Raw genomic sequence first — 23,818 nt, 5'->3', positions numbered from 1 at the left:
ATTCCCGGCGGGACAAGCCGCTGCCGAGCTTGCGGTGTCCCGCCGGCGGGACACTTCACCGCGCAGCGCGCGCGGGCATCGAGGACACGATGTGTCCGGCGATCAGTCGCGCGGTGGGGTGCCGCAGCACCATGTTCGCTTTCAGTTTGAGTCCGGTCGACGCGCTCAGGCGTTTGCTCAGCTCCATCGACAGCATCGAGTCGAATCCGATCTCCCAGAACTTCTCGTCGGGGTCGATGGACGCGCTGGAGGGGTGTCCGAGCACGACGGCGGCCTTCTCGAGGACGTGGTCGAGGACGAGTGTGTGCGCTTCGTCGTCGGGGAGGGCGGAGATCCTGTCCGGCAGCGGGACGACCTGCTCGTCGTCCGCGGGCGGCTGCGTCGAGGACACCTCCGCCGCCACCGCCGCCGTGGGCGAGGAGTTCAGCCAGTACCGCTGCCGCTGGAACGCGTACGTCGGCAGGTCCACCCGCCGGCGCGTCCCGAACAGGGCGTCCCAGTCGACGGTCCCGCCCCGGACGTACAGCTGGGCCAGCGAGCCGAGCACGGCCTCCACCTCGTCGCGGTCCCGCCGCGACGACGACAGGACCAGCGCGTCGTCCACCTCCTCGACGATCTCCTGCACCGGGACGTTCAGCACGGGGTGCGGGCTCATCTCGATGAACACCCGGAAGCCGTCCTCGGCCAGCTGCCGGACGGAGGTCTCGAAGAGGACCTTTTCGCGCAGGTTGTTGTACCAGTAGTCGGCGTTCAGCCCTGCGGTGTCGATGATTTCGCCGTAGAGGGTCGAATAGAAGGGCAGCGTCGAGGTTTTCGGGCTCACGTCGGTCAGCGCGCCGATCACCTGGTCGCGGACCCGGGTCACCTGGTGGGAATGGGAGGCGTAATCGACCGGTATTCTCCGCGCCTGGGCGCCGTCGGCCTTCATTTTCTCGACGAATTCGTCGAGTGCGTCCGGTTCTCCGGACACCACCACGGAACGGGGTCCGTTGACCACGGCGACACTGACCCGGTCGCTCCACGGAGCCAGTCGCTCCGCCACCACCTCCGCGGACTCCGCGACCGAGGCCATCCCGCCGAGCCCCTTCAGCTCGATCAGGGCCTTGCTGCGCAGTGCCACGATCTTGGTGGCGTCCCGCAGGGACAGCGCACCGCAGACGTGGGCGGCGGCGATCTCGCCCTGGCTGTGGCCCACCACGGCGGCCGGTTCCACGCCCCAGGACCGCCACAGGGCGGCCAGGGACACCATCACCGAGAACAGCGCCGGCTGCACCACGTCCACCCGCTCGAAGGTCGGCGCCCCCTCCACGCCGCGCACCACGTCGAGCAGCGACCAGTCGACCCACTCGGCCAGTGCGGCCGCGCACGCGTCGAGTGACCGGGCGAAGACCGGGAAGGCGTCGTACAGTTCCCGGCCCATGCCGACCCACTGCGAGCCCTGGCCGGGGAACATGAAGGCGACGCCACCGAGGTTCCCGGCGATGCCGCGGACCACCGCGGCGGAGTCCGCCCCCTCGCTCAGTGACGCCAGGCCGGTCAGCAGCTCGTCGCGACCGCGCCCGAGCACCACCGCGCGGTGCTCGAACCGCGACCGGCTCGACACCAGCGACCAGCCGGCGTCGGCGAGGTCCAGGTCCGCGTCGGCGGCGAGGAAGTCGCGCAGCCTGCCCGCCTGCTGCTCCAGCGCCTTCGCCCGCTTGCCCGACACCACCCACGGCACCAGACCGCCCACCACGCCCGCGGCCGGGCCGGGCTCGTCCGCCTGCTCCTCGGGCGGGGCCTCTTCCAGGATCACGTGCGCGTTGGTGCCGCTGACCCCGAACGAGGACACCCCGGCCCGCCGCGGACCGTCCGTCCGGGGCCACTCACGTCCCTCCACCAGGAGTTCGACCGCGCCGGAGGACCAGTCGACGTGGTGGGAGGGCGTGTCCACGTGCAGGGTCTTCGGCAGGTACCCGTGGCGCATGGCCAGCACGGCCTTGATGACCCCGGCGACCCCGGCGGCGGCCTGGGCGTGCCCCATGTTCGACTTCAGGGACCCCAGCCAGAGCGGCCTGTCCTCGGCCCGGTCCTTTCCGTAGGTCGCCAGCAGAGCGTCCGCCTCGATGGGATCCCCCAGCGAGGTTCCGGTGCCGTGGGCCTCGACCAGGTCCACCTCGAAGGGCGAGACCCCCGCGTTCGCCAGGGCCTTGCGGATCACCTTCTCCTGGGCGCGGCCGTTGGGGGCGGTCAGCCCGTTGCTGGCCCCGTCCTGGTTCACCGCGCTGCCGCGCACGACGGCCAGCACCGGGTGGCCGTTGCGCCGGGCGTCGGACAGCCGCTCCAGGAGCAGCACACCCACTCCCTCGGCCCAGCCGGTCCCGTCGGCTCCGTCGGCGAAGGCCTTGCACCGGCCGTCGGCCGACAGAGCCTCCTGCCGGGAGAACTCCACGAACATCGCGGGCGTCGCCATCACCAGCGCCCCGCCCGCCAGCGCGAGCGAGCACTCGCCCGAACGCAGCGACTGCACCGCCATGTGCAGGGCCACCAGAGACGACGAGCACGCCGTGTCCACCGACACCGCCGGCCCGGTCAGCCCCATTTCGTACGCCACCCGGCCGGACGCGACGCTCAGCGCGCTGCCGTACAGGAAGTAGCCCTCCAGTTCCTTCTGGCCGCCCTCCAGGAAGCGCCACCCGTACTCGGACGAGCTGACCCCGGAGAAGACGCCGACCTCGGAGCCGCGTACGTCGGCGGGGACGATGCCGGCCCGCTCGAAGGCCTCCCAGGACGTCTCCAGCAGCAGGCGGTGGTGCGGGTCGACGGCCAGCGCCTCACGCGGGCTGAGGTGGAAGAAGTCCGCGTCGAATCCGGCGACGTCGGCCAGGAACCCTCCCTGACGCGTGTACGCCTTGCCGGCGGCGCCGGGGTCCGGGTCGTAGACGTCCCGCCACCCGCGGTCCTGCGGGAAGTCCCCGACGACGTCCCGGCCTTCGCGGACCACGTCCCACAGGTCCTCGGGTGTCGACACGCCTCCCGGGTAGCGGCACGCCATGGCCACCACGGCGATCGGCTCGCCGCGGCCGGCCTTCAGGGCGTCGTTCTCCCGCCGGAGGCGGTCGCGTTCCTCGATGAGCGTGCGGAGTGCCCGCTGGACGCGGTCCGATCCGTCCGCGGTGCGATCTGCGGAGTTGGTCATGTCACTTACCCCTTCTCACCCAGAGCCAGGTCGACCAGTGCTTCCAGGTCCAGGTCCGACAGTTCGTCCGCTTCGGCGTCCTCGTCCGCCGCCGGTGCGTCGCCGCCCGGCTCGGGCGCCTCGGCGCACGCCAGGATCAGGTCCAGGACGCCCGCGCTGCGCAGGCTGTCGATCGAGACGGTCCGCAGCACCTCCCGGATCTCGGCGTCTGCTGCCTGCTCGGCGGCCTCGGCCGAGCCGGTGTCCGGTTCCGGACGCAGCAGGCCGCACAGGTGCTCGCTCAGCTCGCGTGGTGTCGGGTAGCTGAAGACGAGCGTGGACGGCAGGCGCAGTCCGGTCGAGGCAGCCAGGCGGTTGCACAGTTCGACCGCGGTCAGCGAGTCGAATCCGAGCAGGGTGAAGGCCTGGTCGCTGTCGACGGCCGTGCCCGACGGGTGGCCGAGCACGACGGCGGCCTGGTCGCGGACCCAGTCCAGGGCGGCTGCCTGTGCCTCGTCCGCCGGCAGGGTGGCCAGCTTCGCGGCCAGTGCGAGCGAGCCGCCGTCCTTGGCCGTGCCCGCCCTGGTGCGGCGTGGCCGGCCGCCGTCGACGAGGTCGCGCAGCAGCGAGGGCAGTTCGTCACCGGTCTTGTTGCGCAGCGCGGCGACGTCCAGCCGGGCCGGGACGAGGACCGGCTTGCCGCTGGCGCACGCCGTGTCGAACAGGGCGAGTGCCTCGTGCGTCGGCATGGCGGCGATGCCCATCCGCCGCAGCCGGGAGAGGTCGGCCTGGTCCAGGTCCCCGGTCATGCCGCTGCTCTGCTCCCACCAGCCCCAGCACAGCGAGGTGCCGGGCAGGCCGGATGCCCTGCGCCGCGCCGCCAGACCGTCCAGGAAGGCGTTCGCCGCGGCGTAGTTGGCCTGCCCCGCGTTGCCGAGCGTGCCGGCGAGGGCGGAGAACTGGATGAACGCCGACAGGGTGCGCTCCCGGGTCAGCTCGTGCAGGTTGACCGCGCCGCCGACCTTGGCGCGCAGCACGTGGTCGATGCTCTGTGCGGTCAGCGACTCCACGGTGCCGTCCGCGAGCACTCCCGCCGCGTGCACGACCGCGGTCAGCGGGTACCCGGGGGGCATGTCCGCGAGCAGGTCCGCCGCGGCGGCCCGGTCCGCGACATCGCACTGGACGACGCGTACCGCCGCTCCCGCGTCCCGAAGGTCCGCGACCAGTTCGCTCACCCCGTCGGCCGCCGTTCCGCTGCGGCTGGCCAGCAGCAGACTCCGTACACCGTGTTCGGCGACGAGGTGCCGTGCCACGAGCGATCCCACTCCCCCGGTGCCGCCGGTGACCAGTACGGTGCCCCCGCCGAAGCCTTCGCCCACCTCGAGGACCAGCTTGCCGACGTGGCGGCCCTGGCTCATCTCGCGGAAGGTCCGGCGCGCGTCGCGGATGTCGCGCAGGGAGATCGGGTTCAGGCGCACCTGCCCGTCGGCGAACAGTTCCATGACGGCCCGGAACATCTCGTGGATCGCGTCCGGGCCCGCCTCGTAGAGGTCGAAGGCCTCGTAGTCGACTCCTGGGTGGTCGGCCGCCACCCGACGGGGGTCGCGGATGTCCGTCTTCCCCATCTCGACGAAGTGTCCCCCGCCCGGCAGCAGCGTCAGCGAGGCGTCGACGAACGTGTGCGCGAGGGAGTTCAGCACGACATCCACACCGTGGCCGCCCGAGGAGTGCAGGAACTTCTCGGCGAACTCCAGGTCGCGCGACGACGCCAGATGCGTCTCGTCGAGTCCCAGGCCGCGCAGGACGGGCCACTTGGCCGGGCTCGCGGTGGCGTAGATCTCGGCGCCGACGTGCTGGGCGAGCTGGACGGCGGCCATGCCGACGCCGCCCGCCGCGGCGTGGATGAGGACCCGCTGCCCCTTCTTGAGGTTCGCCACGCGGAAGAGCCCGTGGTAGGCGGTGAGGAAGGTGCACGGCACGGACGCCGCCTCGGCGTAGCTCCACCCGTCGGGGATGGGCATGAGCATGCGGTGATCGGCCACGGCGGTGCGGCCGAAGGCGCCGGTGAAGATGCCGGTCACCCGGTCGCCCGGCGCCAGACGTGTCACGTCGTCCGCCACCTCGAGGACGACTCCGGCGCCCTCGCTGCCGAGCCCGGCGTCGATGGCCGTCTTGTCCACCAGGCCCAACGCGATCGTGACGTCGCGGAAGTTGAGCCCGGCGGCCTGTACGGCGATGCGGACCTGACCGCTCGTCAGGGGCGCTTCCACCTCGGGACACGGGACCCAGGTCAGGTTCTCCAGGGTTCCCTTGTTGGGGATGCCGAGACGGTGGGCGCCGGCCGCCGGCGGCTCGATCCGCTGCTCCTCGGGTGCGGCCGCGGCCAGGCGGGGCACGAGCAACGTACCGTCGCGCAGCGCCAGTTGGGTCTCGTCGACGGCGAGCACGTCGGGCAAGCGTGCCCAGGACGTCTCCTCGTCGTCGATGTCCACGAGCCGGAACCTGCCGGGGTGCTCGGTCTGGGCGGACCGGATCAGGCCCCACACGGACGCCCCGGGGAGGCTTTCGACGCCCTCGCCGGAACCGGTGTCGAGGGCCCGGCGGGTGAGCACCACCAGCGTGGACCGGTCGAGGTGTTCCCCGGCGAGGAACCGCTGGACCCAGTCCAGTACGCGCTTGTCCGTGTCGCCGACCGCGGCGAGCAGATCGGGGCCGGCGGCGACGAAGTCGTCCAGGCACAGGACGATGTGCCGGGGGGCCTTCTCCGAGAGGGCCTCGTCCATCGACCGGTAGAACACGGCAGCGCCGTCACCCGCCCCGCAGAGCCGGGAGGCCAGGCCGTTCTCCGCACCGAGGACGCCCCACTGCCCGCGGTGGGTCTCCGGCCTGCTCTGCCTGGCCGGTCGCCACTGCAGTTCGTACAGCGACTGCTCCTGCCCGCCGCGCACCGAGCGCACCTGCTCGGCGCTGGCCGGCCGGAACGTCAGCGCCTCGACGGATGCGATCTTGCGGCCCTGCTCGTCGGCGATCGCCACGGACACGACGTCCTCGCCGACGGGGGAGAGCCGGACCTTCACGGTCGTGCCGCACTCCGCGGCCAGGTTCACCCCGGACCACGAGAAGGGCATCCGGCCCTGCTCGCCCGTCACCTCGATGACTCCGCCGACGATCGCCGCGTGCAGGACGGTGTCCATGAGTGCCGGGTGCAGGGCGAAGGCGCCGGCGGCCGAGCCCTCGGCGGTGTCCGGGAGCGTGGCCAGGGCGTAGAGGTCGTCGCCGTGCTGCCAGACCTCGCGCAGCCCGCGGAACATCGGGCCGTAGTCGAAGCCCGCGTCCGCGAAGTCGTCGTAGAGGGCGGCGATGTCGAGCTGCCGGGCCCCGGCCGGCGGCCACACGGCGAGCGCGCGGGTGTCGTCCGCCCAGGTGGCCGTGGGCGGGGCGGCCGGTGCCAGGTTGCCCATCGCGTGCCGGGTCCAGCCGCCCGCCGTGGGGCCGTCCTCGGCGGGACGCGAGTACACGTCCAGGGAGCGGCGTCCCGTCTCGTCCGCCGCACCGACGACGATGCGGACCTGCACGTCGCCCGAGTCGGGGAGGATCAGGGGGACTTCCAGGGTGAGTTCCTCGACCGCGCCGCACCCGACGTGGTCGCCCACCGACAGCGCCAGGTCCATGTAGGCCGTCGCCGGTACGACGACCGCGCCGAACACGGCGTGATCGGCCAGCCAGTCGTGGGTCCGCAGGGACCACAGGTCGGTGAACACCACCTCGTCGGTGCCGGGGTGGTCCACGGCGGCGCCGAGCAGCGGGTGCTCCGGGGCCGACAGACCGGCGGAGGCGACGTCCGCCGACTCCGTCCCGGCCCGGAGGTCCAGCCAGTACCGCTGCCGCTGGAACGCGTACGTCGGAAGGTCCACCCTGCGGCGCGTGCCGAACAGGGCGTTCCAGTCCACGGACCCGCCCTGGACGTGCAGCTGGGCCAGCGCGCCGATCAGCGCCTGCGGCCCGGTGCGGTCCCGCCGCGACGCCGACAGGACCACCGCGTCGTGCACACCCTCGCCGGCGAACGCCTCCTGGGTGATGCCGGTGAGCGTCGCTCCCGGCCCCACCTCGAGGAAGACGTCCGCACCGGCCGTACGGGCGCACTCGACCGCGTCGTGGAAGCGAACGGGTTCACGGACGTGGTTCACCCAGTACTCGAGGGAGGTCAGCTCCTGGAGCGTGACCTCGCGGCCCAGCCTGGTCGAGACGATCGGGATCGACATCTCGCCCGTGGGGAACTCCTCGAGCGATCCCGCGAAGTCGTCCAGGATCGGGTCCATGAGCGGGGAGTGGAACGCGTGGTCGACCGGGAGCAGCTTCGCCGAGGTGCCCTCGGCGACGAGCCGGTCGCGGATCGCGTGGACCTGGTCGCGCAGGCCCGAGACCACGACCGACTCCGGGCCGTTGACGGCGGCGATGCCGACGCGGTCGTAGTCGCCGAGCAGCGCGCTCACGTGGGCTTCGGAGGCGCGTACGGCCAGCATGGCGCCGCGCTCGGTGACCGTCTGCATGGTCCGCCCGCGTGCGGCCACGAGCCTGGTCGCGGTGTCGAGGTCGAAGACCCCGGACACGTGGGCGGCGGCGATCTCGCCGACGGAGTGACCGATCAGGTGGTCCGGCCGCGGGCAGTACCGCGCCAGGAGCCGGTACAGGCCGACCTGCAGGGTGAACAGGGCCGGCTGGGCGATGTCCGTGCGCTCGCGCTGCGCGGGTTCGACCTCGTCGGCGAGGAGCAGGGGCTTCAGCGCGAACGGCAGGTGCGCGCCGAAGCGTTCGCAGATCTCGTCGAGGCTCTGCGCGAAGACGGGGAAGGTGTCGTACAGCTGCCGTGCCACTCCCGCCCAGGGCGAGCCCTGGCCCGGGAACATGAAGACGGATCCGCCGCGTTCCCCGGCGACGCCGCGGACCACCGCGGCGGATTCCTCGCCGTCGGCCAGCGACGCCAGGGCGCTCAGCAGCTCGTCCCGGTCGTGCCCCAGCACCACCGCGCGGTGCTCGAACCGCGACCGGCTCGACACCAGCGACCAGCCGGCGTCGGCGAGGTCCAGGTCCGCGTCGGCGGCGGCGAAGTCGCGCAGTCTGCCGGCCTGCTGCTCCAGCGCCTTGGCGCTCTTGGCCGACACCACCCACGGCACCAGACCGCCCACCACGCCCGTGACCGGGCCGGGCTCGTCCGCCTGCTCCTCGGGCGGGGCCTCTTCCAGGATCACGTGCGCGTTGGTGCCGCTGACCCCGAAGGCGGACACGGCCGCCCGGCGGGGCCGGCCCGCTCCCGTGGTCCACTGCCTGGCCTCGGTCAGCAGCTCCACCGCACCGGCCGACCAGTCGACGTGCGTCGAGGGACGGTCCACGTGCAGGGTCTTGGGCAGCACCCCGTGGCGCATCGCCATGATCATCTTGATGATGCCGCCGACGCCCGCGGCCGCCTGCGTGTGACCGATGTTCGACTTCAGCGACCCCAGCCACAGCGGGTTGTCCGGGTCCCTCTCCTGACCGTAGGTGGCCAGCAGAGCACCTGCCTCGATGGGGTCGCCCAGGGTCGTGCCGGTGCCGTGCGCCTCGACCACGTCCACATCGCCCGCCTGCAGCCGGGCGTTCGCCAGCGCCGCCCGGATCACGCGCTGCTGCGCCGGCCCGCTCGGCGCGGTCAGCCCGTTGGACGCCCCGTCCTGGTTGATCGCCGAACCGCGGATCACCGCCCAGATCCGGCGCCCGTTGCGCCGCGCGTCCGAGAGCCGCTCCAGGACCAGCACGCCGACGCCCTCGGAGAAGCCGGTGCCGTCCGCCGCGTCGGCGAAGGCCTTGCACCGCCCGTCCTCCGACAGACCCCGCTGCCGCGACATCTCCCGGAACACCTGCGGCATCCCGACGACGGTGACGCCACCGGCCAGGGCGAGGCCGCATTCGCCCTGCCGCAGCGACTGCACCGCCTGGTGCACCGCCACCAGCGACGACGAGCACGCGGTTTCGGTGGACACCGCCGGGCCCTCCAGGCCCAGCGTGTACGCCACGCGTCCGGACGCCACGCTCAGCAGGGAACCGACCTGGCCGTAGCCCGCGACGGCCTCGGGGGTGAAGAAGTGGTTGCCGTATCCGAAGTACGCGAGACCGGCGAACACGCCGGTGTTGCTGCCGCGCAGGGTCTCCGGGTCGACACCGGCTCGTTCCAGCGACTCCCACGAGGTCTCCAGGAGCAGCCGCTGCTGCGGGTCGGCGGACAGCGCCTCGCGCGGGCTGATCCCGAAGAACTCGGCGTCGAAGTCACCGGCGTCGTAGAGGAAGCCGCCCTTGCGCGTGTAGCAGGTGCCTGGCCGGTCCGGGTCCGGGTCGTACTCCAGGTCCCAGTTGCGGTCGTCGGGGAAGTCCGACACGACGTCCGCGCCCGCCCGCACCAGCTCCCACAACTCCTCCGGGGACGCGGCCCCGCCGGGGTAGCGGCAGGCGACACCGACGATCGCGATGGGCTCGGCGGCGGCGTCCGTGAGCTCCTGCAGGCGCTTGCGTGTCTCGATCAGCTCGATCGATGTCCGCTTGAGGTAGTCGAGAACGTCGGCGTTGTTGTCGTTGGTCATCGCTTTCCCCTAGCCAAGCTCTTTGTCCAGCAGCGCGAGGAGTTCTCCCGCTGAGGCCGAACCGATCTGGTCGACGATGCCGGCCGGTTCTCCGGCGCTCACCATCGAACGGACTCGGCCCTGCAGCTCGCCGAGCAGAGTGGAAATGGTGGTCTTGTCGTCCTCCGCGAGCTGGAGGAACGCCTCCTCCAGCCGGGCGCCCAGTCCTTCGATCTCCTTGACCAGGTGATCGGCCGGGGACGGTGCGCCGGCACCGGCGTCTGGGGTGATGCCCGCACCCAGGAACTGGGCGAGCGCGGCCGGGTTCGGGTGGTCGAACACGAGCGTGGCGGGCAGCTTCAGGCCGGTCACCGCCGCCAGCTTGTTGCGCAGCTCCAGTGCCGTGAGCGAGTCGATCCCGAGCGTCCTGAACGTCGCGGCGGGACCGATCCGCGCCGTGTCGGCGTGCCCGAGGACGAGCGCGGTCTGCGTCCGTACGGCATCGAGCAGCGCCGCCTCCGCCTCGGCGGGCGGCAGCGACCTCAGCGCCTGCGCGAGAGAGATGTCGGTGGATGCCGAGCCGGCCGGGCCGCCGGGTCCGGCGGACGTGCCGGCGAGGGTGCGCAGGAGCGGCGAAGCCATCGGGCCGAGCGTCGTCAGGTTCAGCCGCACCGGCACGAGCACCGGCTCGTCCACCGAGACCGCCGAGTCGAAGAGCGCGAGCCCCTCCTGCGACGACAGCGGCTGCACGCCCTGCTGCTGCATGCGGACCACGTCCGCGTCGGTGAGGTCCGCGCTCATCTCGCTGCGCTCGGCCCAGAAGCCCCAGCACAACGCGCCGGCAGGCAGTCCCTGGGCCCGACGGGCTTCCGCGAGGCCGTTGAGGAAGGCGTTGGCCGCCGCGTAGTTGGCCTGTCCCGCGAAGCCGAGCACGCTCGCGATCGAGGAGAACAGCACGAACGCGGACAGGTCCAGATGCGCGGTCAGCTCGTGCAGGTGCCAGGCACCGCGCACCTTCGGCGCGAGGACCGAGTCCACGCGGTCCTCGGTCAGGGCCTCCACGACGCCGTCGTCCAGCACGCCCGCGCAGTGGATCACCGCGGTCAGCGGATGCTCGGACGGCACCCCGGCGATCAGTTCGGCGACGGACTCGCGGCTCGTCACGTCGCAGGCCACGATGTCGACGTGCGCCCCGGCCCCGGTCAGCTCCTCGCGCAGCGCGGCCGCCGCCGGAGCCTGCGCCCCGCGCCTGCTGGTCAGCACCAGCCGGCGTACCCCGTGCCGGGCCACGAGGTGCCGGGCCAGCATCGCGCCCAGGCCGCCGGTACCGCCGGTGATCAGCACCGAACCGGAGCCGAGAGCGTCCAGTGCCCCGTCGGACACGCCCGTGGCGCGGACCAGTTGAGGTGTGGTCACACCGCCGGCCCGGATCTTCAGCTGGGCCTCCCCGGTGGCGGCCGCGGCCGGGACCTGGGCCCACGAGGCGGCCCGGTCGTCCGTGTCCACGAGCGTGAACCGGCCCGGGTTCTCGGTCTGCGCGGTACGCAGGAATCCCCAGACCGCGGCAGCCGCGGGGTCGGGGTGCGGCACCTCGTCGTCGTGGAAGGCGTCCCGCGTCACGACGACCAGGCGGGAGTCGCAAAACCGTTCGTCGGAGAGCCAGGTCTGCGTCCAGCGCAGCACCCGGTGGAGCTTCCCCTCCACGTCGGCGGGCGTGTCCGCGCCGTCCGCACGCTCGATGCCGGCGATGACGAGCGGGGGTATCTCCCCGCCCAGAGCGGCGAGTTCGTCGAGGTCGGTGAAGACCGCCCGGTCCTGGCCCAGGGATGCGGTGATCGCGTCGGATCCGCCCACCACCGCGTACCGGTCCGCGGCCGGACCGGACGCGACCGTGAGGGGAACCCACTCCAGCTGGAACAGTGAGTCCCGGTGGTCGAAGCTCAGCTCGGTCAGCTTCTCGACCTCCGCGGGCCGCAGGCTCAGCGACGTGACACCGCCGACAGGTGTCCCGTTCTGGTCCGCGAGGGTCACGGACAGCGTGTTCTCGCCCGCGGGGGCGAGACGGACGCGCAGCGCGGTCGGCTGGGCGGGGTGGATGCGGATGCCCGTGCAGCGGAACGGCAGCCAGCCCTCGGGCCGGGAGTTGTCGACGAACTGTCCCAGGCCGACCGGGAGCAGCGCGGCGTGGAGCAGCGCCGGGTGGATCCGGAACCGGCCGTGGTCCGCGCCGTCGGACGCGGGCAGCTCCACCTCCGCGAACAGGGTGTCCTTCTGGCGCCACACCTGCTTCAGGCCTCGCAGCAGGGGCCCGTGGGTGAACCCGAGGGCGGACAGCCTGGTGTACTCCTCCTCGAAGGGCACACTCGCCGCGCCCGCGGGAGGCCATGGGACGAGGTCTTCCTGCGCGTGGGGTGCTGCGGTGCCGGATCCGACGGTCCCGACGGCGTTGCGCGTCCACTCGGGTTCGCCCTCGCCCCGTGAGTGCACGCTGATCACACGCTTGCCGTCGACCACGACGCGGATCTCGCGCTCGGCCGTCCGGGGCAGCACCAGCGGTGTCTCCAGGGTGAGTTCGTCGACGACGTCGCACCCCGCCTTGTGCGCCGCCCACGCCGCCAGCTCCGCCAGCACCGTCGCCGGCACCAGGACGGCGCCGTGGACCACGTGGTCGGCGAGCCACGGGTGGCGCTCCAGCGACAGGCGCCCGCCGGCCGCGACTCCGCCGTGCTCGCCGTCATCGGGCAGATCGATCACGGCGTCGAGCAGCGGATGGTCCGACGTGCTCGCGGTGGTGGTCTCGGCGGGTGTGTTCAGCCAGTAGCGCTGCCGCTGGAAGGCGTACGTGGGCAGCTCGACCCACCGGCCCTCCCAGCCCGGGAACGCCGCCTCCCACGACACCGCGAGGCCCGCCACGAACGCCTCGGCCGCCGACTGGTACAGCCGCGCGAGGCCGCCTTCGTCGCGGCGCAGCGAACCGACCACGAACCCGGTGGCGCCGGGGGTGGTGTCGAACATCTCCTGGATGTTCATCACGAGCAGCGGGTGCGGGCTCAGCTCGATGACCGCGCTGCCCCGCTCCTGTTCGATCAGGCGCCCCATGGCGGCCGCGAACTGGACCGGTTCGCGCAGGTTGCGGTACCAGTAGGCCGTGTCGAGCTGCAGGGGGTCGATCAGCCCGCCGGTCACCGTCGAGTAGATCGCCACCGGCGAGGGCATGGGGGTGATCCGGCCCAGCTCCTGCTGGAGCCGGCCGTCGAACCGGTCCATCAGCGGGGAGTGCCCGGGCACGCTGGACTTGATCAGCCGCGCGCGGGCGCCCTCGGCCTGGCAGGCCTCGACCAGTTCCTCGACCGCCGCGGTCTCGCCCGACACCGTCGTGGAGTTGCGTCCGTTCACCGCGGCGATCCCGATCCGGTTGCCCCACCGCTGCATCAGCTCCTGCACGCGGTGTTCGGGCAACAGGATCCCGGCCATGCCGCCCTGCCCGGTGACCGTGGCAAGGAGCCGGGACCGCAGGGCCACGATCTTGGCGGCGTCCTCAAGGGTCAGGGCGCCTGCGACGTAGGCCGCGGCGATCTCACCCTGGGAGTGGCCGATCACCACATCCGGTGTGACCCCGAGCGAGCGCCACACCTGGGCGAGCGACACCATCACCGCGAACAGCACCGGCTGGACGACGTCTATGTCCTCCAGGTCCGCCGCCTCCGGGCCGCCGCACACAGTGTCGACCAGCGACCAGGACACCCACGGCTCCAGCGCCCTGGCGCACGCGCGCAGCTCCTCGGCGAAGACCGGGGAGGTCTCCCACAGCTCCCGGCCCATCGCGATCCACTGCGCCCCCTGGCCCGGGAAGACGAACACCGTCCTGCCCACCGGCCTGGCGACTCCGGACACCGCACGGGCGGGACCGGGCTCGTCACCCGCGGCGACCGCGGCCAGGGCGGCGAGCAGTTCGTCCCGGTCGGCGCCGATCACCACCTGCCGGTGCTCGAACAGCGATCGCGTCGTCACCAGCGCGTGCCCCACGCCCGCGACCGGCAGGTCGGCGTCCGCGGCCACCAGGTCCCGCAGCCGCAACGCCTGTTCCCGCAGCGCCTGCTCCGACTTCGCCGACAGCACCCACGGCACCGCGCCGGGGGCGTCGGCGGACACCTGGACGGCGGTGGGGTCCGCGGCCGCGGGAGCCGGGGCCTCCTCCCGCGCGAGGGGATCGGGTGCCTGCTCCAGGATCACGTGCGCGTTCGTGCCGCTGATGCCGAAGGACGACACGCCCGCGCGGCGGGGCCGGCCCGCTCCCGTGGTCCACTGCCTGGCCTCGGTCAGCAGCTCCACCGCACCAGCCGACCAGTCGACGTGCGTCGAGGGACGGTCCACGTGCAGGGTCTTGGGCAGCACCCCGTGGCGCATCGCCATGATCATCTTGATGATGCCGCCGACGCCCGCGGCCGCCTGCGTGTGACCGATGTTCGACTTCAGCGACCCCAGCCACAGCGGGTTGTCCGGGTCCCTCTCCTGACCGTAGGTGGCCAGCAGGGCCTCCGCCTCCATGGGGTCGCCCAGCCTGGTTCCGGTGCCGTGCGCCTCCACCGCGTCCACATCGCCGGTCGACAGCCCGGCATCGGCCAGGGCTGCCCGGATGACCCGCTGCTGCGCCAGTGGGTTCGGCGCGCTGAGCCCGTTGGACGCCCCGTCCTGGTTGATCGCCGAACCGCGGATCACCGCCCAGATCCGGCGCCCGTTGCGCCGCGCGTCCGAGAGCCGCTCCAGGACCAGCACGCCCGCGCCCTCGGAGAAGCCGGTGCCGTCCGCCGCGTCCGCGAAGGCCTTGCACCGCCCGTCCTCCGACAGGCCCCGCTGCCGGGCGAGTTCCACGAGCATCCCCGGAGTCGGCAGCGCCGCCACCCCGCCGGCCAGCGCCAGCGTGCACTCCCCGGACCGCAGGGACCGCACGGCCTGGTGGACGGCGACGAGCGACGCCGAGCACGCGGTGTCGGTCGACACCGCCGGACCCTCCAGACCGAGCACGTACGCCACCCGGCCCGAGGCCACGCTGAGGTAGTTCCCCGTGAGCTGGAAACCCTCCACTTCGCCGGCTGCGCCGCCACCCACCCGTGGGCCGTAGTCGACGCCGTAGATCCCGGTGAACACCCCGGTCGCCGAACCCCGCAGACCGGCCGGGTCGATACCCGCCCGTTCCAGCGCTTCCCACGACGTCTCCAGCATCAGCCGCTGCTGCGGGTCCATCGCCAGCGCCTCGCGCGGGCTGATGCCGAAGAACTGCGCGTCGAACTCCGGGAGATCGGGCAGGAATCCGCCCGTGCGCGTGTACGTCTTGCCGTGCGCCTCGGGATCCGGGTCGTAGAGGGCCTCCACGTCCCACCCACGGTCGGGCGGGAAGTCGCCCATGGCGTCCACGCCGTCGGACACGACCGACCACAGACCTTCGGGGGACGTCACCCCGCCGGGGAAGCGACACCCCACACCCACGACAGCGATGGGCTCGCGCGCGGACTCCTCCAACTCGCGCACTCGCTCGCGCAGTTCCTGCGCGTCGCCGACGGCGCGTCGCAAGTAGGACCGGAGCTTGTCGACATCCTCCACCAGGGCCTCCCCCAAAGGTTGTTTAGAAGAACGGGTGTGGCTATACGTATCCGCGTTCGATCAACGCGTAGAGATCGTCATCGCTGCGGCCTTCCAGACTCGTTTCCTCCACCGTTTCGGGAACTTCGGGAGCTTCGGTCGCTTCGGGCTCGAGGAGGGAGAAGAGGTGGTCGGCGAGCGTGTGCGGGGTGGGGTAGGTGAACGCGACGGTGGCCGGGAGCCGCACCGAGGCCACCGCGCCCAGCCGGTTGCGCAGTTCCACCGCCATCGAGGAGTCGAAGCCCAGGGCCTTGAAGGTCTGCGTCGACCTCGCCTCGAGATCGGCGGCCGTCAGACCCGCGCCCTTCGTGCCCAGCAGCGCTGCCGTTTCCGCGCACACGAGCGCGAGCACCGCCGACGCGGAGTCCAGCTGCGCCGCCGCGGTGTGCGCGCCCGGTCCGTCCGCCTGCGCGTCGCGGCCGTGCACGGTGTCGGTGCCGGCGGGCGCCGTCAGCCAGTACCGCTGCCGCTGGAACGGGTAGGTCGGCAGGTCGATCCGGCGCGGCCGGCCGGCGGCGAACACCGCCTTCCAGTCCACCGGCACGCCGCGCACGTGCAGCTCGGCCAGTGACGCCAGGACCTTGCCCAGGCTCCCGTCGTGCCTGCTCAGGGTGCTCACCACCGTGGGCGGGCTCGCGAGCGCGTCGGCGGCCTCCTCCATCGCCACCTGGAGCACGGGATGCGGGCTGACCTCCACGAACACGCCACCGCGCTCGCGCATCAGGTTCTCGACGACCTCGCCGAAACGCACCGTCGAGCGCAGGTTGTCGTACCAGTACGAGGCGTCGAGCACCCGGGTGTCGAGCGGTCCTGCCGTGACCGTGGAGTGGAACTCCACCGCCGTCCGTCTCGGCGTGACACCCGCGGCGGCCTCGAGCACTCGGTCACGGATGCGTTCGACCTGGTGGGAGTGGGACGCGTACTCGATCTTGACCCGGCGCACCCGGACCCCGTCACCGGCCGCCAGCGCGGCGAACTCCTCCAGTGCCTCGAGGTCCCCGGCGATCACCACGGAGGCCGGCCCGTTGACCGCGGCCACGGACAGCCGCCCGGGCCACCGCCCCAGCCGGTCCTCGACCCAGGTCAGGGGCGCGGCCACCGCGTTCAGCCCGCCCAGGCCGGCCAGGGCGGTCAGTGCCCGGCTGCGCAGGGCGACGACCCGTGCCGCGTCCTCGAGGGAGAGCGCACCCGACGCGCACGCCGCGGCGATCTCTCCCTGCGAGTGCCCCACCACCGCGTCGGGGACGACTCCCAGCGACCGCCACAGCCGCGCCAGGGAGACCATCATCGCGAACAACGCGGGCTGGACCACGGCGTCCCCGCGCTCCAGCGACGGCGCCGACTCCGCGCCGGTCACCAGGTCCACCAGCGACCAGTCCAGCCACGGGTCGAGAGCGCCTGCGCACTCGTCGATCGCGCGCGCGAAAACCTCCGACTCCGCGTACAGCTGCTTGCCCATGCCCAGCCACTGCGACCCCTGGCCGGGGAACACGAAGACGACCGGACCCACCGGCCCCGTGGCCGCGCCGCGCACCGCCCGCGCCGCGGCACCGCCCGCCGCCACCAGGTCGAGGCCGGCCAGCGCCTCCGTACGGTCACCGCTCAGCACCACCGCCCGGTGCTCGAACGACGACCGCGCCGCCACCAGCGAATGGCCCACGTCGACCGCCGACAGCGACGCGTCGGCGGCCACCAGCTCCCGCAACCGCGCCGCCTGCTCCCGCAGGGCCGGTTCCGAGCGCGCCGACAGCACCCACGGCACCGCCCCGGAGACGCCCGCGGCGGTCAAGTCCCCAGCTGCGGAAGGCAGTTCGGCCTGTCCTTCGGGGGCCTGCTCGAGGATCACGTGCGCGTTGGTGCCGCCCATCCCGATCGACGACACCCCGGCCCGCCGCGGCCGGCCCGGCTCGCTCGGCCAGGGCCGCGCGGTACGGAGGACTTCGAAGTCCTCGTGGAAGTCCGGGACGGCGGGATTCGGGGAGCGGAAGCCCGGGGTGGGGACGAGGTGAGCGCGGTCCACGCAGAGCGCGGCCTTCACGAAGCCGACGATTCCCGCGGCCGGCTCCAGGTGCCCGACGTTCGCCTTGACCGAGCCGATCGTCAGGGTGCGGCTGCGGCCGGTCCGCCGGAACACCTCGCGCAGACCGGATATCTCGGCCGGGTCGCCGAGCCGGGTGCCGGTGCCGTGGGCCTCGACGTAGTCGACGCCGTCGAACGCAACGGCCGCGCGCTCGAGGGCGGACAGCACGGTCGCCGCCTGCCCGGTGGGGCTCGGGTCCGGCATCCGGCTGGTCGCTCCGCCGCTGCTGACGCCCCAGCCGCGCACCACCGCGTAGATGTGGTCACCGTCGGCGACGGCGAGGTCGAGCCGCTTCAGCAGGACGAACGCCCCGCCCTCTCCCCGGATGAAGCCGTTGGCCCGTTCGTCGAAGGGGAAGCAGCGGCCGTCGGGCGACAGGGCGCCCAGGTTGGCCAGGCCGGCTCCCGCTTCCGGATCGACGATCAGGTGCACGCCGCCGGCGAGGGCCATGTCGACGGCACCGGACCGTATCCGTTCGCACGCCAGCGCCAACGACACGAGTGAGGAGGACTGGCCCGAGTCCGCGCAGAAGCTCATGCCGCGCGCATCGAACAGGTTCGAGATGCGGTTCGCGATCAGCGCACCGCTGGAGCCGAGCGCGGCGTAGTGGTCGTCCTGGTCGCTGCCGGACAGCTTGCGCAGCAGGTCGTACCCGGAGGGCGCGGCGCCGACCACGACGTCGACCTCGCGGCCCGCGAGCGCGGTCGCCGGGATGCGGGCGTCCTCGACGGCCTCCCAGGCGAGCTCGAGACCCAGCCGCTGCACGGGGTCCATGGCGGCCGCTTCCGCCGGCCCCGTGCCGAAGAAGGCGGCGTCGAACCCGTCGACGGAGTCGAAGAACGAACCCGAGCCCAGGGTGGCGGCGTCCGGGTGGGAGGTGTGCTTCGAGTTCGCGTCGGCGGCCCGCTGCTCGGGGAAGGTTCCGATGGTCGACTTCCCGTCGAGCAGCAGGCGCCAGAACTCGGCCGGGTTGTGCACACCGGGAAAGCGGCACGACATCCCGATGACGGCAATATCGGTGGCTGCGCCACTCATCTGTGTTCCTTCCGGTTCCCTCGGCGTACGGCTCTTACGGGCGGCTGCACTGCGCTCACAGCCAACGGGTCAGCAGCTTTTGCAGCTCGTCCGGCGCGTCCATGAAGTCGTAGTGGCCGCCGTCGACCACCCGGAATTCGACCGAGTCCGCGTACTGGCGCCAGCCCTGCAGGTCGGCGAGGCTCACGTCCGGGTCGTCGCGCCAGTGCAGTACGACGACGGGGCAGTCCACCGCGACCGGCTCCGCCCGCCGGTAGGCATTCGCCGCCGCGTGATCACGCAGCAGCACCATGAGGCCGAGGTCGAGCATGTCCGGCCGCGGCTCGATCCCCCGGCTGCGGATGAACGACTCCACCTCCGCGCGCAGTTCGGACTCGGTCATGCCGAGCATCCGGTCGCGGGAGGCGTCGTGCGGTGCCGGCTGGCCCGAGACGAAGAGGCGGTCCGGCGTGGGCAGGCCGAGTTCGGCGAGCTTGAGCACGGTCTCGTACGCGGGCAGCGCGCCCGCGCAGTGCGCGAAGAACGCGAACGGCCGGTCGAGCAGCGGCGCCAGGGGTTCGACCAGGTCCGCGGCGAGGTTCTCGTAGGTGCCGTAGTGGGGATGACCGAGCCGGTTCTCGCGGCCGGGGAACTGCACCGGGCAGACCTCGACGTCGCCGATCGCGGCCGGCCATCCGCTGAAGGCCGACGCCCCGGACCCGGAGAAGGGGAAGCAGAAGACCCGGGCGGGGTGGCCGGTGGACGGCGGCCGGACGAACCACGGCGACGCGGCGGTGGTGGAGCCGGATGTCATGGCGTCTTTCGTTTCTGGGCGACGATGGGCAGGTGGGTCATCCCGGCGATGAAGTACGACCGCAGGTGCTGCGGTTCGCCGGCGAGTTCGATCGAGCCGAACCGCTGCAGCAGTTCCTCGAAGAAGATCCGCAGGGTCATCCGGGCCAGCGGTGCACCGATGCAGAAATGCGGCCCGAATCCGAACGCGACGTGGCGCTTGGCGTTGCTCCGCGTGATGTCGAACGTGTGCGGATCGGTGAACTGGGACTCGTCCCGGTTGGCCGACCCGATCCACGCGACGACCGCCGCACGGGCCGGGATCGTGCCCCCGGCGATCTCGACGTCGTCGACCGCGTACCGCATGAAGTTGCACGCGGCCGAGGTCCAGCGCAGCCCCTCCTCGACCAGGTCCGGGATCAGCGACGGGTCTGCCTGCGCCTTCTCGAACTGCTCGGGCCGCTCGATGAGCGCCTGCACCGTGCCCGAGACGGTGTGCGGCGTCGTCACGTTGGCGCCGAGGAGAATGCTGTAGCCGTCGAGGGCGATCTCCTCGTCGGTCAGCGGCACGCCGCCCGCGCGGACGCTCATGAGGTGGGCGAGCAGGGTGTCGTCCTCGCCTCCGGCCGCCCGCCGCCGCTTGACCCACTCGGTGACGTAGTTGACCAGCTCGTGGTGGGAGATGGCCAGGGTCGCCGCCTCGTGGCCCACCATGAAGTGCGGGTCCGAGGGAGCCGTCACCATCGCGGTCAGCTGGACGAGTTCTTCCCAGTCCTTCTCCGGGATGCCGAGCAGCGGGCCCGTGACCATCGCCGGGAGGAGCAGCGCCCGCTCGGCCAGGTCGAAGCTCTCGCCCTCGAGCGCCGGCTCGAGGAAGCGCTGGATCGTCCCGCGGATCGAGTCCTCCCAGGACTTCACCGCCCGGGCGGTGAGCTTGGAGCCGAGCGGCCTGCGGACCTCGGTGTGCCGTGGCGGGTCGGTGGACGTCAGCAGCTTGCCCGCCGCGGGGTCGTCCACCCCGACGTGGGTGGGTGTCGTGCCGCGCTCCGAGGTGAACTCCCGGTGGTCGCCGAGCACGCGGCAGACGTCCTCGTGGCGGGTCACCGACCAGAACTCCCGGCCGTCCGGGAGGACTTGGTGGTGCAGGGGCGCCTTCGCCCGCATCACGTCCCAGATCGGGTGCGGATCGCCCGAGGTGTACAGGTCCAGGTCGAACAGGTCGACGCTGTCGAGGTCGATGTCGCGCGCGGGACCCGGCGTCAGCCTCACGTCCCGGCCCTCCCCTGCTCGATCAGCTCGGCGACCCGGGCCGGAGTCTGCGCCAGGTAGAAGTCGCGCACGGACAGCTGGACGCCGTAGTCCTGGGCCACCCGCTCGATGATCTTGATGCCGGACAGCGAATTGCCGCCGAGCGCGAAGAAGTCGTCCTCCGGACCGATCTCACAGTCGAGGTATTCCGCCCACAGCTGCGCGATTTCCTGCCCGAGCGAAACCGGCGCGCTCGAAGGCGCGGCTTGTCGTTCCATGCCAGTCTTTCCTTCCTCCGCCGACCGGGAGTGCCCGCTCGCGTCCTTTTCGGTCCGGTGTCCGGACCGTCATCGCCATGACGACCACCGGGGCCCTGTGCGCTGTCCCGCCGGCGAGACAAATTCTTCGAATGGCCGAATTGAGTGTGTCGCGCATGCGCGTCCATTCACACCGATTCGGTGGTCTCCCGTGCTGCGCCGGCGGTCCGGGTTGCGAGCCCGCATGCTGACGCCACCGCAGGTGCTGTGCTTCCTGCGTCCCGTCGGCGGAACAGGGCAATTCGACAGCGCCCCGGTTTAACGACGTTAGAGGCCGAGTGGAATGAGGCGTCGTCCTGGACCACGGGCTGTGGCTGCGCGACGAGGACGCGCGGAACGCACAGGGCCGCCACGGCGAAGGGGAGTTCGCCGGGCGGCCGGGGAGGGGGTGAGGAGCGGTGGGGCGAGGTCACACCCGCTTCTTGAAGTTGGCGATCGCCCACACATAGCCGAGGACCGTGAGTCCGGTGCACCAGGCGACGGCGGCGACGACGTGGCCGGTCGACGGCGTGGTACCGAACAGCAGGCCGCGCAGCGTCTCGATGATCGGGGTGAAGGGCTGGTACTCGGCGAACTGGCGCACGCCGGCCCCCATCGTGTGCGCGGGGACGAACGCGCTGCTCAGGAACGGCAGCATGATCAGCGGCACGGTGGCCATGCCCGCGGATTCGACGGTCTTCGCGCCCAGGCCCATGGCGACCGTGAGCCAGCTGGTCGCGAACCCGAGGAACAGGATGAGGCCGATCGCGCCGAGCCACTGCGGGAAGTTCGCGTGCGGACGGAAGCCCATCGCGAGGCCGACGCCGATGATGGCCGCGTCGGCGATCAGGGCGCGCAGCGTCGTGGAGACGACGTGACCGAACAGCACGGCGCCGTGCGAGACGTCCATGGCCTTGAACCGGTTGGTGATGCCGGTCGTCATGTCGCTGTTCACGGCCGCCGCGGTCGGGCCCAGCCCGTACGTGATGGCCATCACGATCAGGCCCGGCACGGCGTAGTCGACGTACTTGCCGTTGACGTTGAAGGCGCCGCCGAACACGTAGACGAACATGAGCATCATCACGATGGGAAACAGGACCGCGTTGAACACGGTGACCGGATTCCGGGTCGTGTGCTTGTAGTTGCGGCGCATCATGATCGCCGCGTCGCCGAACGAGGTCGCGACACTGCTCACGGTGCGACCGCCTCCTTCTCCTTGATCGTGTGCTCGGTGTTCGTACTGCCGGTGGCCGCGTTGTCGGTCAGGGTGAGGAAGACGTCGTCGAGGTCCGGCGTGTGCACCGAGAACTCCTTGGCGTTGAGGGCGTTCTCGTCGAGCCGGCTCAGCAGGGCCAGCAGCGACTTCGACTCGCCGTCGTTGGGCACCCGCAGGGTCAGCTCCTCGTCGTCCCGCGTGGACCCGGGCAGCACCCGCGCCGCCGTGTCGAGGTCGTGGATGTCGGCGAAGCGGAACCGGGCGTGGGTGCCGGGGATCTGGCGCTTGAGCTCCTCGGGGGTGCCCTGGGCGACCAGGCGGCCCTGGTTGAGCACCGCGATCCGGTCGGCCAGCTGGTCGGCCTCCTCGAGGTACTGGGTGGTCAGGAAGATGGTGGTGCCCTCGGCCACCAGCTCGCGGACGATCTCCCACATCGTGCGCCGGCTGCGCGGGTCGAGACCCGTCGTCGGCTCGTCCAGGAAGATGACCTGCGGGTTGCCGACCAGCGTCATGGCCAGGTCCAGCTTGCGGCGCATACCACCGGAGTAGGTCCCGGCCATCTTGTCCGCCGAGTCCACCAGGTCGAACCGCTCCAGCAGCTGCGTGACCAGCTGGCCGGCCGAGCGCACGCGCTTCAGGTCAGCCACCAGGCGCAGGTTCTCCCGGCCCGACAGCAGCTCGTCCACCGCGGCGAACTGGCCGGTCACGCCGATGGCCGCGCGCACCTGCTTGGTCGCGGTGACCACATCGTGCCCGGCGACCCGCACCGTTCCGGCGTCGGCCTTCATCAGCGTCGTCAGGATGTTCACCGTCGTCGTCTTGCCGGCCCCGTTCGGACCGAGCAGGGAGAAGATCGACCCCGCGGCGACATCGAAGTCGACGCCGTCGAGCACGACCTTGTCGCCGTATGCCTTGCGCAGCCCTGAAACTGCAATCGCTGAACTTCTCATGCTTCCACTTTCCTCTCCGGGCCTGTCACCCCCCTGTCACGGCGCTCGACCCCGTCCACGCTGGTCAGAGCCGTGCATCGGGTCGGTGGCCGGCGCCTTGTCAGCGGCCGCGGGCGGACTCCGCTTCGATCACGTCCAGCACCTCGCGGCCGTGGTCGACCAGGTACATGTGGTCGCCCGGGAACTCCGCATAGCTGAATTCCGCCGTGGTCGCGGCCTGCCACTGCCGGGCCTCCTCCGCGGTGACCAGGCCGTCGTGGTCGCCGCGCAGCGAGCAGATCGGCACCGACACCGGTTCGTCGGTGCTCGGGACGTACGCCTCGTGCATCTCGCAGTCGGCCTGCAGCACGGGGAGGATCAGTTCACGCATCTCCGGGTGGTCGAGAGCCTCGTGCCGGAACCCGGCGAACTCCTCGACCCTGGCGAGGAACTCCTCGTCCGGCAGGCCCGCCGCCCGCCGCTCGCGCTGGGTCCACGGCCCCGGCGAACCACTGACGACGAGCCGTTCGACGTGCACACCGCGCGTGCTCAGCAGGTGCACCAGCTCGTAGGCGAGCACCGCGCCCAGGCTGTGCCCGAACAGCACGGTCCGCGTCCCCGCACCGAGGTCCGCGACGATGTCGTCGATCGAGCCCTTGGCCGCCTCGACGACATTGCGGTACGGCGTCTCCAGGATCCGCCGCTCCCTGCCGGGCAGTTCGACCGAGGTCACCCGCCACCGGCCGGCGGCCAGTTCCCGCCACGGGTGGAAGAACGAGGGACCCGCTCCCGCGAACGGCACGCACAGCAGCGTGGTCTGTTCCCCGTGTTCCGCGGATACGCCGGGTTCTGTCAC

9 protein-coding genes and 1 pseudogene are annotated in these 23,818 nt (G+C 72.1%); all 10 read right to left on the bottom strand.

The features are described from left to right. Window positions 1-55: 55 nt before the first annotated feature. On the bottom strand, window positions 56-3,178 hold the full coding sequence (locus tag LMU33_RS37795) for a type I polyketide synthase (RefSeq protein WP_228626047.1): 3,123 nt from the start codon (window positions 3,176-3,178) through the stop codon (window positions 56-58). A gap of 5 nt (window positions 3,179-3,183) precedes the next feature. Then, entirely contained in the window at window positions 3,184-9,768 is a 6,585-nt protein-coding gene (locus LMU33_RS37790; RefSeq protein WP_228626045.1) for a type I polyketide synthase, read from the bottom strand. Window positions 9,769-9,777: 9 nt separating this feature from the next. Further along, window positions 9,778-15,318 (bottom strand): annotated as a pseudogene (locus LMU33_RS37785) (type I polyketide synthase); the annotation flags it as partial. Window positions 15,319-15,388: 70 nt separating this feature from the next. Next, window positions 15,389-18,502 (bottom strand): type I polyketide synthase, encoded by a 3,114-nt coding sequence (locus LMU33_RS37780; protein WP_228626041.1) that lies wholly within the window; start codon window positions 18,500-18,502, stop codon window positions 15,389-15,391. 55 nt (window positions 18,503-18,557) lie between these two features. After that, complete coding sequence (locus LMU33_RS37775) at window positions 18,558-19,295, bottom strand: thioesterase II family protein (protein ID WP_228626039.1); 738 nt, start codon at window positions 19,293-19,295, stop codon at window positions 18,558-18,560. Then, on the bottom strand, window positions 19,292-20,542 hold the full coding sequence (locus LMU33_RS37770) for a cytochrome P450 (protein ID WP_228626037.1): 1,251 nt from the start codon (window positions 20,540-20,542) through the stop codon (window positions 19,292-19,294). The genes LMU33_RS37775 and LMU33_RS37770 overlap by 4 nt, the downstream gene beginning before the upstream one ends. Further along, on the bottom strand, window positions 20,539-20,799 hold the full coding sequence (locus LMU33_RS37765) for an acyl carrier protein (protein WP_228626036.1): 261 nt from the start codon (window positions 20,797-20,799) through the stop codon (window positions 20,539-20,541). The genes LMU33_RS37770 and LMU33_RS37765 overlap by 4 nt, the downstream gene beginning before the upstream one ends. A gap of 448 nt (window positions 20,800-21,247) precedes the next feature. Further along, window positions 21,248-22,012 (bottom strand): ABC transporter permease, encoded by a 765-nt coding sequence (locus tag LMU33_RS37760; RefSeq protein WP_228626034.1) that lies wholly within the window; start codon window positions 22,010-22,012, stop codon window positions 21,248-21,250. Then, window positions 22,009-22,983, bottom strand: a complete 975-nt coding sequence (locus LMU33_RS37755) for an ATP-binding cassette domain-containing protein (protein ID WP_228626032.1) — start codon at window positions 22,981-22,983, stop codon at window positions 22,009-22,011. Before LMU33_RS37755 ends, LMU33_RS37760 begins: the two co-directional genes overlap by 4 nt. 100 nt (window positions 22,984-23,083) lie before the next feature. Further along, window positions 23,084-23,818 (bottom strand): thioesterase II family protein, encoded by a 735-nt coding sequence (locus LMU33_RS37750; RefSeq protein WP_228626030.1) that lies wholly within the window; start codon window positions 23,816-23,818, stop codon window positions 23,084-23,086.

This window comes from Streptomyces barringtoniae, from assembly GCF_020819595.1.
In the GTDB taxonomy this organism is placed as follows: domain Bacteria; phylum Actinomycetota; class Actinomycetes; order Streptomycetales; family Streptomycetaceae; genus Streptomyces; species Streptomyces barringtoniae.
Note: the sequence above shows the minus strand (reverse complement) of the source record. Positions and strands in the feature narration are given on the sequence as shown.

What these genes read in the sequence shown, in the direction of transcription:
- LMU33_RS37795 (WP_228626047.1), bottom strand. Translation starts at nt 3,178, where the DNA reads ATGACCAACTCCGCAGATCGCACCGCGGACGGATCGGACCGCGTCCAG.
- LMU33_RS37780 (WP_228626041.1), bottom strand. Translation starts at nt 18,502, where the DNA reads ATGAGTGGCGCAGCCACCGATATTGCCGTCATCGGGATGTCGTGCCGC.
- LMU33_RS37775 (WP_228626039.1), bottom strand. Translation starts at nt 19,295, where the DNA reads ATGACATCCGGCTCCACCACCGCCGCGTCGCCGTGGTTCGTCCGGCCG.
- LMU33_RS37755 (WP_228626032.1), bottom strand. Translation starts at nt 22,983, where the DNA reads ATGAGAAGTTCAGCGATTGCAGTTTCAGGGCTGCGCAAGGCATACGGC.
- LMU33_RS37790 (WP_228626045.1), bottom strand. Translation starts at nt 9,768, where the DNA reads ATGACCAACGACAACAACGCCGACGTTCTCGACTACCTCAAGCGGACA.
- LMU33_RS37765 (WP_228626036.1), bottom strand. Translation starts at nt 20,799, where the DNA reads ATGGAACGACAAGCCGCGCCTTCGAGCGCGCCGGTTTCGCTCGGGCAG.